10 protein-coding genes, 2 tRNA genes, 1 pseudogene and 1 other annotated feature are annotated in these 10,170 nt (G+C 55.7%); of the genes and pseudogenes, 2 read left to right on the top strand and 11 right to left on the bottom strand.

Features of this window, described 5'->3' with window-relative positions:
• Positions 1 to 286 precede the first annotated feature (286 nt).
• A protein-coding gene (locus AC4ANE_RS08505; RefSeq protein ID WP_095178853.1) for an IS3-like element IS51 family transposase occupies positions 287 to 1,509 on the top strand; the annotation gives its coding sequence in 2 pieces (ribosomal slippage) (positions 287 to 572 and positions 572 to 1,509; 1,224 coding nt in all).
• Positions 565 to 681 (top strand) — a sequence feature (AL1L pseudoknot). (Overlaps the previous gene by 117 nt.)
• 33 nt (positions 1,510 to 1,542) lie before the next feature.
• Positions 1,543 to 2,652 (top strand): annotated as a pseudogene (locus tag AC4ANE_RS08500) (site-specific integrase); the annotation flags it as partial.
• A gap of 332 nt (positions 2,653 to 2,984) precedes the next feature.
• Here the strand turns inward: AC4ANE_RS08500 and AC4ANE_RS08495 are convergent.
• From AC4ANE_RS08495 to ybgC, 11 genes are all read right to left on the bottom strand, one after another.
• Positions 2,985 to 3,061 (bottom strand) — tRNA-Pro (locus AC4ANE_RS08495).
• Between the two features lie 95 nt (positions 3,062 to 3,156).
• Positions 3,157 to 3,232: transfer RNA gene (locus AC4ANE_RS08490), tRNA-Lys, on the bottom strand.
• 63 nt (positions 3,233 to 3,295) lie between these two features.
• Positions 3,296 to 3,985: a 7-cyano-7-deazaguanine synthase QueC gene (gene queC / locus AC4ANE_RS08485; protein ID WP_002554648.1), complete on the bottom strand. Its 690-nt coding sequence runs from the start codon at positions 3,983 to 3,985 to the stop codon at positions 3,296 to 3,298.
• A 1-nt stretch (position 3,986) separates the two neighbouring features.
• Entirely contained in the window at positions 3,987 to 4,634 is a 648-nt protein-coding gene (queE, locus tag AC4ANE_RS08480; RefSeq protein WP_002554649.1) for a 7-carboxy-7-deazaguanine synthase QueE, read from the bottom strand.
• A gap of 171 nt (positions 4,635 to 4,805) precedes the next feature.
• The gene (ybgF, locus tag AC4ANE_RS08475; RefSeq protein ID WP_002554650.1) at positions 4,806 to 5,624 is read right to left on the bottom strand and encodes a tol-pal system protein YbgF; all 819 of its coding nucleotides are present in this window, start codon (positions 5,622 to 5,624) and stop codon (positions 4,806 to 4,808) included.
• A gap of 6 nt (positions 5,625 to 5,630) precedes the next feature.
• Positions 5,631 to 6,131 carry a peptidoglycan-associated lipoprotein Pal gene (gene pal, locus AC4ANE_RS08470; RefSeq protein ID WP_002554651.1) on the bottom strand — a complete coding sequence of 167 codons (501 nt, stop codon included), beginning with the start codon at positions 6,129 to 6,131 and terminating at the stop codon, positions 5,631 to 5,633.
• 52 nt (positions 6,132 to 6,183) lie between these two features.
• On the bottom strand, positions 6,184 to 7,434 hold the full coding sequence (tolB, locus tag AC4ANE_RS08465; protein ID WP_216597196.1) for a Tol-Pal system beta propeller repeat protein TolB: 1,251 nt from the start codon (positions 7,432 to 7,434) through the stop codon (positions 6,184 to 6,186).
• A gap of 47 nt (positions 7,435 to 7,481) precedes the next feature.
• On the bottom strand, positions 7,482 to 8,522 hold the full coding sequence (tolA, locus tag AC4ANE_RS08460) for a cell envelope integrity protein TolA (protein ID WP_460408823.1): 1,041 nt from the start codon (positions 8,520 to 8,522) through the stop codon (positions 7,482 to 7,484).
• On the bottom strand, positions 8,522 to 8,986 hold the full coding sequence (gene tolR, locus AC4ANE_RS08455) for a protein TolR (protein ID WP_002554654.1): 465 nt from the start codon (positions 8,984 to 8,986) through the stop codon (positions 8,522 to 8,524). Before tolR ends, tolA begins: the two co-directional genes overlap by 1 nt.
• A 14-nt stretch (positions 8,987 to 9,000) precedes the next feature.
• Complete coding sequence (tolQ, locus tag AC4ANE_RS08450) at positions 9,001 to 9,696, bottom strand: protein TolQ (protein WP_002554655.1); 696 nt, start codon at positions 9,694 to 9,696, stop codon at positions 9,001 to 9,003.
• Positions 9,686 to 10,153: a tol-pal system-associated acyl-CoA thioesterase gene (ybgC, locus tag AC4ANE_RS08445; RefSeq protein WP_005733346.1), complete on the bottom strand. Its 468-nt coding sequence runs from the start codon at positions 10,151 to 10,153 to the stop codon at positions 9,686 to 9,688. Before ybgC ends, tolQ begins: the two co-directional genes overlap by 11 nt.
• Between the last annotated feature and the right edge of the window lie 17 nt (positions 10,154 to 10,170).

Raw genomic sequence — 10,170 nt, 5'->3', positions numbered from 1 at the left:
GGCAGCGCAGGTCGTACAGACATCGAGAGGGTTCGAGGCTTCTGTGGTCGTCTTCCTTAACCTGCTGAACTTGGAAGTCAGCAGTGTTCCGGAACTTCGTGGGCATTAGTAAGTTTTCTTTATGATCAGTCCGTAAAGAGTAACAAAAAGCTCTTTAAAGAGGTTATATGTTGGCATGAGCATGTGCTTCATACTGTCAGTCCAAACCTTCACCGCAAGCATCAGAAAAACGCCACTGAACCGCCCCGGGTTTCTCGGAGACTCCAACCTTTGAGAGGATGGAGCGATGAAAAAACTACCGAAGTATTCCCCAGAGGTCCGTGAGCGGGCCATCAGGATGGTTTTCGAACACCTTCCTGAGTACGAGTCGCAGTGGGCCACCATCAGTGCCATTGCCCCCAAGATCGGCTGCACGCCCGAGACATTACGGCTGTGGGTTCGCCAATCTGAGCGCAACAGCGGCCAGCGTGATGGGCTGAGCACAGTCGAACGTGAGCGAGTCAAGCTCTTGGAGCGTGAGAACCGTCAGTTGCGTCAAGCTAACGAGATCTTGCGTAAGGCCTCAGCCTATTTTGCCCAGGCGGAGCTCGACCGCCCATTCAAACGATGAAGACGTTTATTGATGAAAACCGCCAGTCTTACGGGGTCGAGCCGATTTGCAAGGTGTTGCCAATCGCCCCGTCGACGTACTACCGGTACGCTGCTCAGCAGGCTGACCCCAGCCAGCAGTCAGCGCGTGCGCAGCGTGACCAGGAACTGGGTGAGCACATCCAGCGAGTCTGGGATGAGCACTTCCAGGTATATGGCGTGCGCAAGGTCTGGCGACAATTGCTGCGTGACGGACTGCAAGTCGCCCGCTGTACGGTGCAACGTCTGATGGGAGAGCTGGGCCTGCAAGGCGTGGTACGCGGCAAGCCCGTCAAGACGACGGTCAGCGACCAAGCCAGGCCGTGCCCGCAGGATCATGTCAACCGTCAGTTTGTGGCTGAGTGCCCGAACGCCCTATGGGTATCGGACTTTACCTACGTCAGTACCTGGCAGGGTTTTGTTTACGTGGCCTTCATCATTGATGTCTTTGCCCGATTCATCGTCGGTTGGAAGGTGTCCAGTTCAGCGCGTACCGATTTTGTACTCGATGCACTGGAGCAAGCCCTTTACGCCCGTCGCCCAGTCAAGCAGGGTGGACTCATTCACCACAGTGACCGTGGCGTGCAGTACGTGTCCATTCGCTATACCGAGCGTCTTGTCGAAGCCGGTATTGAGCCATCGGTCGGGAGTGTCGGTGACTCTTACGACAATGCTTTGGCTGAGACCATCAATGGTCTTTACAAGGCTGAAGTGATTCATCGACGCTCTTGGCCCACACGGGGGGCGGTGGAGCTGGAAACCCTGAAATGGGTGGACTGGTTCAATCACCGCCGCCTGCTGGAGCCAATCGGTCATATTCCACCGGTCGAAGCAGAAGCAATCTATTATCAGCAACTCACCGAGTCTGCCCAGGTGGCATGACTCAAACAAAAGGGTCTCCGAGAAACCCGGGGCGGTTCAGCTAGCGTCCGCGCTCGTAATTGGCTCAAGGTGTTGGCAGCAGAAGAGCGCGCCACTGGAAAACGGACAGAAATTACTCCGGCCTGGTTCTGGCTCACCGTGTTCGAAACCTTCTACTACACGGGGCTCAGGCTCAACGCGCTGCTGTGCCTGCGGTATGCGGATGTGTACCTGGGCGACCGGCTGATCAGAGTCAGAGGTGAAACAGAAAAAACTCACCGTGAGTTCCTGATTCCTATTCCGGATGGGCTCATGGCACAGCTGGAAACCATCATGAACGCTGCTAAAGCAGTGGGTTTTCAGCCAGAAGACCAACTGTTCAACGTAAACAGATTTTCTGGTCACTACCGTCGTCAAGAGATGAACTCTAATCAGGTGGAGGCCATGTACAAAAAGCTCACCGCGATGACCGGGGTACGCATGACTCCTCACCGGTTTCGTCACACGATCGCCAGCGAGCTGATGACGCTGCCAGAGCGCAATATCTATTTGACCAAGAAACTGCTGAACCACTCGAATATCGCAACGACGATGGATTACATAGAGCCTGACTACGAGATGATGCGAGCGGTGATGAATGAGCGAGGCACGCGACCGGCCAAGATCAGCTACCTGGCAAAAGCAGATGCGGTGCAGCGAGCTGAAAAACATTACTCTGTAGCTGCTCCAGTGAGGGACTTGAGTTCGGGCTCGTCGATACACGAAAGGACAGCATTTGCCGACAGAGCATCGGGGCACGTCTTGGGCAAAACGCCCGCCCAGACTGTGCAGTTAAAGCGCAAAAAACAAAGTGCCCCTTTGAATTCGCACTCGGGTAAGACAATACAGGTTGCACCAGATATCACGTCAGGAAGTCACGAGTACATACCGTCCCCCTTGAATGAAGGCGACCCTGCTGTTAGGCAACTACCGTTAGGCTGCTCCAGCCCGGAAGATCTGTTGAGAAGCTTGGGCGAACTCACCAAGTGGGTACAACACAACATTGCCGGCGGAGGAACTGGTACTGAACCAGTGATCGAGGACAGACCTGTCCCAAGCCAGGATGCTCGGCATCTACGCCCTGAAATGCTGGAAATGACCGGAAGGATAGGCAGGTCATGGTGATCCAGCTGCCATAGAGACAGTTGTAAAAATACTCAATCTGCCATTATCAGCAGATGCTTCGCACTGCAGATTATTTAGTTATGAGGCTTAATGACTGCTTCAGGCGGGCCTACGCCAGCACAGCACAGCACAGCAATTTTTTCCAAAAAAAAGCCCCGACCACAAGCTTTAGCTTGGAACGGGGCGCTCTAATTTGACATCACCGGATGCTGGCGCTATCTTTCGCTACAGACGGCTGCTTGCCTGGTTAAACGCACCAAGACGCTTGTCCGCTTTTTTGCAATGACCGACTACCTAAAAATCTAAAGATCGAACTCTGTAACAACAGTATTTGGTCGGGGTAAGGGGATTCGAACTCCTGACATCCTGCTCCCAAAGCAGGCGCGCTACCGGACTGCGCTATACCCCGGTAAATCAAGGCACCTCAACCAGCTGCCTGCGACCTGATACGAGTGGCATCAGATCTTTAAGATTCGGCTCCAAGGTGGACCTTGGAACCAAAAATGGTGGGTCGTGTGGGATTCGAACCTACGACCAATTGGTTAAAAGCCAACTGCTCTACCAACTGAGCTAACGACCCTCTGTTGTGTGGCGCGTATATTACTGATTTTTATCAGTAATTCAACACCTTTTTCAAAAAACTTTAAAAATAACGTGTCGGGTCTGCCATGCCGGCGGCTGTGAAGCCCTCGGCGCGTAGGCGACAGCTGTCGCATTTGCCACAGGCTCGGCCCTGGTCATCAGCCTGATAGCAGGAAACCGTCAGTGAGTAATCGACCCCCAAAGCAGCGCCTGCCTTGACGATGTCCGACTTGCTCAGGTTCTGCAGCGGCGCTCTGATTGTGAACCCCTGCCCTTCCACACCAGCCTTGGTCGCAAGGTTGGCCATGCGCTCGAACGACTCGACAAACTCGGGACGGCAGTCGGGATAGCCTGAATAGTCCACGGCATTGACGCCGATGAAGATATCCCGTGCACCCAGCACCTCTGCCCAGCCCAGCGCCAGCGATAGGAACACCGTGTTGCGTGCCGGTACGTAAGTTATCGGAATGCCTTCAGAGGGCGACTCCGGCACGGCGATGGAGCTATCGGTCAATGCCGAGCCGCCAATGCCGTTGAGGTTCAGGCCAATGACCTTGTGCTCGACTGCACCCAGATCGCGGGCAACGCGCGCTGCGGCATCCAGTTCGGCGCGATGACGCTGGCCGTAGTCGAAGCTCATGGTGTAGCAGGCGTAGCCTTCTGCGCGGGCCATGGCGACGACGGTTGCAGAATCCAGCCCACCGGACAGCAGGATCACGGCTCTTTTTTCGGTATTGGTCAATTCACTCATGTCAGCGCCCCGGCTCGTCATCCCAAAGAATTTTATGCAACTGCATCTGCAACCGTACCGGCAGATTGTCGGCAACGATCCAGTCCGCCAGATCACGACCTTTAAGCTCGTGGTGACTGGCAGAGAACAGGACTTCGCCCGCACGGCGTTCAAGACCGTACTGAATCAGCTTGGAGACGGCCCAGTCATAATCTTCGCGCGAGCAAATCACGAATTTTACCTGGTCATTTCTCGTCAGCAGCTCGATGTTCTCGTAACGGTTACGCGAGACTTCCTTTGACCCAGGGGTCTTGAGGTCCACAACGCGACTTACACGAGGATCGACTGCCGAGATATCCAGCGCGCCGCTGGTCTCCAGTGAGACCTCATAGCCAGCATCACAAAGACGCTTGAGCAACGGGATGGCATTGGGCTGAGCGAGCGGCTCACCGCCGGTCACACAGACATAGCGAGGACGATAGGCCGCCACTTGCCCAACGATGTCATCCAGCGTCTGGATGGTCCCACCGCTGAATGCGTAGGCACTGTCGCAATACTGACAGCGCAATGGGCAGCCGGTCAGGCGGACGAATACGGTAGGCAGGCCAGCCGTACGGGTTTCACCCTGCAACGAGTGAAAGATTTCGGTGATGCGTAATGTGTCTTGCATATCAGCCACGGGCGTAACAGCTAAACAGGCCGTCCGCCTCCGTCAGGCACTTCAAAGGACCCTGCAATCGCAGAATCCGGAAAAGCGTAGGGTGTACCGGAATTTCGGGTGCGAGATTCTAACGAAAAAAGCCGCGACTAGCGCGGCTTTCTTGATCAGCGGGTCAGAACATCAAAGACGCTGAAGATCTCGTTGCGCCAATTGTGCAGCTGAGGTGCCCGGATACTGGGCGACTACTTGCTGCAATATGCCTTTTACCTTGTCGGTGTGACCGAGACGACGCTCGACGTCAGCCAGCTTGTACAGCGAGTCAGGCACCTTGGCATGCTTCGGATACTGCTGACTGACCTTGGCGAACGCCTGACCGGCACCCTGAAGGTCACCTTTGGCCAGATTCACTTCACCCAGCCAGTATTGGGCGTTGCCCGCGTACGAGCTGTTCGGGTATTTGCGCAGGAAAGCGGTAAAGGCCTGACTGGCCTTGTCGAAATCTTTTGCCTTGATCAAATCGAAGGCCGCTTCGTAATAAAGCTTTTCCTTCGTCGGGTCAGGAGGCTCGGTGCCTGCTGCCGGTGCCTGCTGAGCCGCTGAGGCCGAAGGCGTCCCACTGGCGTCGATAGCGCCACCAGAAGGTTGAGAATTATTGGTAGCCGGAGCGGCTGCGCCACTGGCTATGCGTTGATCGAGTTCCTGATAACGCTCCAGAGCTTCCTGCTTCATGCGCTGGATATCATTCTGCTGGACCTCGACAACACCGCGCAAACGCGCGATTTCGTCCTGCATTTGCTGCAATTGCATGAACAGCTGACCTTGTGCCGAGGCAGGGGCAGTAACCCCTCCCCCGGCATAGGCGCCGGACGTGCCATAACCCGCTGGCGGATAACTGCTGCTGCCAGAGCCAGAATTGTTATCGACCACAGGTGCCGCACCCAACGCTGAAAGCGGAAGGGCGAGGGCCAAAACGGTTAGAGCACGTCGGCACGTTCGCATGTCAAATTACTTACGCAGTTCGACGCGACGGTTTTGAGCCCAGGACTGCTCGTCGTTGCCGGTAGCAACTGGACGCTCTTCGCCGTAGGAAACCAGTTCCAGCTGAGCTGGGGAAACACCTTGCAGAACCAGGTAGCGTTGAACGGCTTTCGCACGACGCTCGCCCAGTGCCATGTTGTACTCGCGAGTACCACGTTCGTCGGTGTTGCCTTCCAGAACAACGCGAGCGCCGTTAGCTTTCAGGTCTTTTGCGTGCACGTCCAGGGAGCGCATGGCTTCTGGCTTCAGGTCCGAACTGTCGTATTCGAAGTAGAAGGTAGTGATTGCGCGCAGAGCAGCTTCTTCGCTCAGGGAGCCGTCAACTGCACCAGTGTTGGCGCCGTAACCAGCGTTAGGGTCAACAGCACCGCCTGCACCGGCATTGTCGCCGCCTTTGGAAGAGCAACCTACAGCTACAGCCATGGCCAGAGCCAGCGCAGCAAATTTACCAAACTTCAGCATTTCCATCTTGAAACTCCTAATGAACCCCAGTGTGTTAAGCAAATCGTGTAGCGCCGCGTCAGTTCAGGTAAGGGGACCAGGAAGGTTCTCTGACTTCGCCTTGAGCGGTAGGAAGCGGGAGCCTTACGCGTCCATTAATGGACACGAGCATCAAGACTCCCCGGCCCTGCTGGCGGGTGGCGTAGATTACCATGGTGCCGTTGGGCGCAACAGTAGGCGACTCATCAAGGTTGCTATCTGTGAGGATTTTTACGCTACCGCGGGCCAAATCCTGCACTGCCACCTTGAAATTAGTGAAGCCGTCCTGCCGGTGAATCATTACCAGCGTCTTTTCATCCGCTGACAATTTCGGGTTGGCGTTGTAGTTACCCACGAACGTTACACGTTCGGCACCGCCGCCATTAATGTTTGTCTTGTAGATCTGTGGCTTGCCGCCACGGTCCGACGTGAAGTATAGCGTAGACCCGTCCTTTCCGAAGAAAGGTTCAGTATCAATCGAAGAATCGTTGGTGACGCGGCTCAATTGACGCGAAGCCAGATTGATCACATAGATCTCCGGATTACCGTCCTTGGACAGAACGAATGCCAGCTTGCTGCCATCCGGCGACCATGCAGGCGCGCCATTCAGGCCTTCAAAATTGGTGATCTGCTCACGGCGACCGGTATCAATGTGCTGAACAAAAATGCGCGGGCGCTTCTGTTCGAACGATACATAGGCAATACGCTTGCCGTCCGGCGCGAAACGTGGCGACAGGATTGGCTCACGCGATTGCAGCAGGGTTACTGCCCGAGCACCGTCGTAATCCGAACGCTGCAAGGTGTAACGCGTGTTGTTCTCGGAGAAACGCTCGGCCGTCACGTAAAGCATGCGGGTAGAAAACGCGCCCTTGATGCCGGTGAGCTTCTCGAACGACTGGTCGGCAATGTAATGCGCCATGTCCCGAAGCTGGTCATTGGTGCCTGACACGTTACCGGTCAGAACCTGCTGCTCGGTGGCTACGTTGAACAGCGCGTACTGGATCTGCAGACGTCCGCCGGCAGGCGTGATGTTGCCGACCATGACGTACTGGGCACCCAGCGCTTTCCAGTCACGGAAAATGACTTCACTGGCCTGGGTCGGCAAGCTGATCATGTTCTGCTTTGGAATCGGCGCGTAATAGCCGGAGTTGCGCAGATCGTTGCTGACGATTTCCGCCATGTCTTCCGGCAGTACGTTACCGCCCTGCCATCCGAATGGCACAACAGCAATCGGTGCTGCACGGTCACTGCCGCTGGTGACCAGAATGTTCTTTTCTTCTGCCGACACCATTGCGGATGCGAAACAGAGAACGACCAGCAGTCCTCGAAAAAGGTTGATCACAAGGCTAGATCTCCAGGTGTGAATGTCATCTTGAATGAACGATAGGGAGCGAAGTCAGCCGGCTTCAGACCCTGCATTTCTGTCAAACGTCCAATGTTCTTCACCGCAGCAACCGCAGAGCTGTCGAACGGCCCGTCACCACTGGACTTGGCAATCGATACTGAAGCAATCGTACCGTCCGGCAACATGCCGATCTGCAACGTTACCGACATGTTGTTACGTGCCGATGGTGGACGACTCCAGCCTTCGGAAGCCCTGACACGAATCAGGTCATCGAAACTGCCAGCCGTTTCATCGCCCCGCTCGTCAGCCAAAGCCTGTTGCCGTTCCGGTTTATCGGACAGCAAATCGGCCAGTGCCTGCGCCTTCTTGTCTTCAGCGGATTTGCGAGCTGCTTCCTGCGCCTTCTTGGCGGAATCTGCAGCAGCTTTTTTCTTCGCGTCCTCGGCAGCCTTTTTCTTGGCGTCTTCTGCGGCCTTTTTCTTGGCCTCATCAGCAGCCTGTTTCTTGGCTTCCTCGGCAGCAGCTTTCTTGGCGTCTTCCTCGGCTTTTTTCTTCGCCTCTTCTTCGGCCTTTTTCTTGGCTATATCAGCCTGCTGCTTCTCTTCAAGCTTTTTGGCGTCGGCAACCTTCTTGGCTTCATCGGCTTTCTTGGCATCGTCAGCCTTTTTGGCTTCGTCGGCAGCTTTCTGCTCTTCGGCTTTTTGAGCAGCCTCTTCTTTCTTTTGTTCCGCAGCTTTTACAGCTTCCTGTTTGAGCTGCTCGATCTTTTTCTGCTCCAGCTGTTCGACTTCAGTTTGTCGCGCAGCGGTTTTCTTCGCCTCACCGGCAATCTTCTGGTTGGTCTGGGTAGTGGCCTGGCTCTTGGACTTGAGCTGATAGAGCGTTGCCTGAACGATAGGCTTGGCTTCGGGCAGATCCGGAGTCATGGCAAAGCTGACGAACAGCATGCCAAAGATCAGAATATGCAATGCCACGGCCCAGACACTGGGCCAGAAGTAGCTTTCCGAGGCGGACGGCTCTCGAATCGGCTGCATCAGGGTGCCTCGGTAATCAAGCCAACATTCCCGACCCCAGCCTTCTGCAGCCCGCCCATCGTGCCCATGACCGAGCCGTAATCGACGGTCTTGTCACCACGAATGAAAACCTGCGTCTGCTTGCCTGCGTCACGACCGGCAGCGACGATCTTGGTCACTGCGGCAGTCAGTTGCGGCAGGGTCATTGCCTTGTCCATCTGTTTGTCGGTATCGACTTCGCTGCCAAGGTTCCAGTAATAGGTCTTGTCAGCCTTGATCGAAATGGTCAGGACCTGATTGTTGTTGTCTTGCGGCAAAGCCTCGCTGGAGACCTTGGGCAAGTCGACTTTCACGCCCTGGTTGATCATGGGAGCCGTCACCATGAAAATCACGAGCAACACCAGCATCACGTCGATGTAGGGCACTACGTTCATTTCGGCGACCGGCTTGCGTTTTCTGCGACGATCTCGAGCGATTAAAGCCATGGGGAATTACCTGCTCACTCTTCGCTGGTGTGCACTTTACGGTGCAGGATGGCCTGAAACTCGTCAGCGAACGTGTAGTAACGGCTGATCAAGGTCTCACTGCGCGCGGCGAAACGGTTGTAGGCAATAACGGCCGGGATGGCTGCGAACAGGCCGATGGCCGTTGCAATCAGTGCCTCGGCAATACCCGGTGCCACGGTAGCCAGCGTTGCCTGCTGGGCAGTTGCCAGACCGCGGAAGGAGTTCATGATCCCCCAGACAGTACCGAACAGACCGACATACGGGCTGGTGGAGCCCACGGTCGCCAGATACGGCAGACCTGCTTCGAGCTTTTCTTCCTCACGGGAAATAGCTACACGCATGGCGCGCGCCACACCTTCCATGACCGCATCGGGATCGACACCGGACTGCTGACGCAGGCGGGAGAATTCCTTGAAACCAGCACGAAAGATCTGCTCTACGCCAGAGTCCGGATCGGGATTGCTGCCCGCCTGACGGTACAGCTTGGACAGATCGATACCCGACCAGAAACGCTCTTCAAAGCTATCCAGTGCGCGCCGACCTGCGCGCAGCATATTGCTGCGCTGAAAAATCACGATCCACGAAGTGACCGAAGCGGCCACCAGAATCAGCATTACCAACTGAACAACAATGCTGGCATTGCTGACCAAACTCCACATGGAGGAATGGTCGACGACGTTAGCTTCCACGCTTTATCTCCTGCTCTGAATGTATGCCCGCGCCGCCCTGGTCGGCAAAGGCCGCTCGCAGAGCTTCGGGAATGGCCCGGGGTTTAAAACTATCGGCGCGTACACACGCCACCAGGAACTGCCCTTCACAGAGCAGCGTTGCATCCGACGCCCGCCTGATCTGCTGTTGAAAGCGCAGGCTGACACGGTTCAATTCGGTTACTTCTGCACTGACAAGCAACTCGTCATCCAGCCGCGCGGGCTTGTGATAACGCGCGTCACTGGAGTGCACGACAAATAAAAGGTTTTCCTGCGCCAGTTCGGACTGGGCAAAGCCCAATTCCCGCAGCCGCTCGGTACGAGCCCGCTCCATGAATTTCAGATAATTGACGTAGTAGACGATGCCGCCAGCATCGGTGTCCTCGTAATAAACGCGACAGCGATGTGCGAACGACTGAACCCCGTTTTGCGCGCGCATACTCTAGAGCTTACTCC

The organism is Pseudomonas sp. Pme6b, assembly GCF_058129925.1.
Note: the sequence above shows the minus strand (reverse complement) of the source record. Positions and strands in the feature narration are given on the sequence as shown.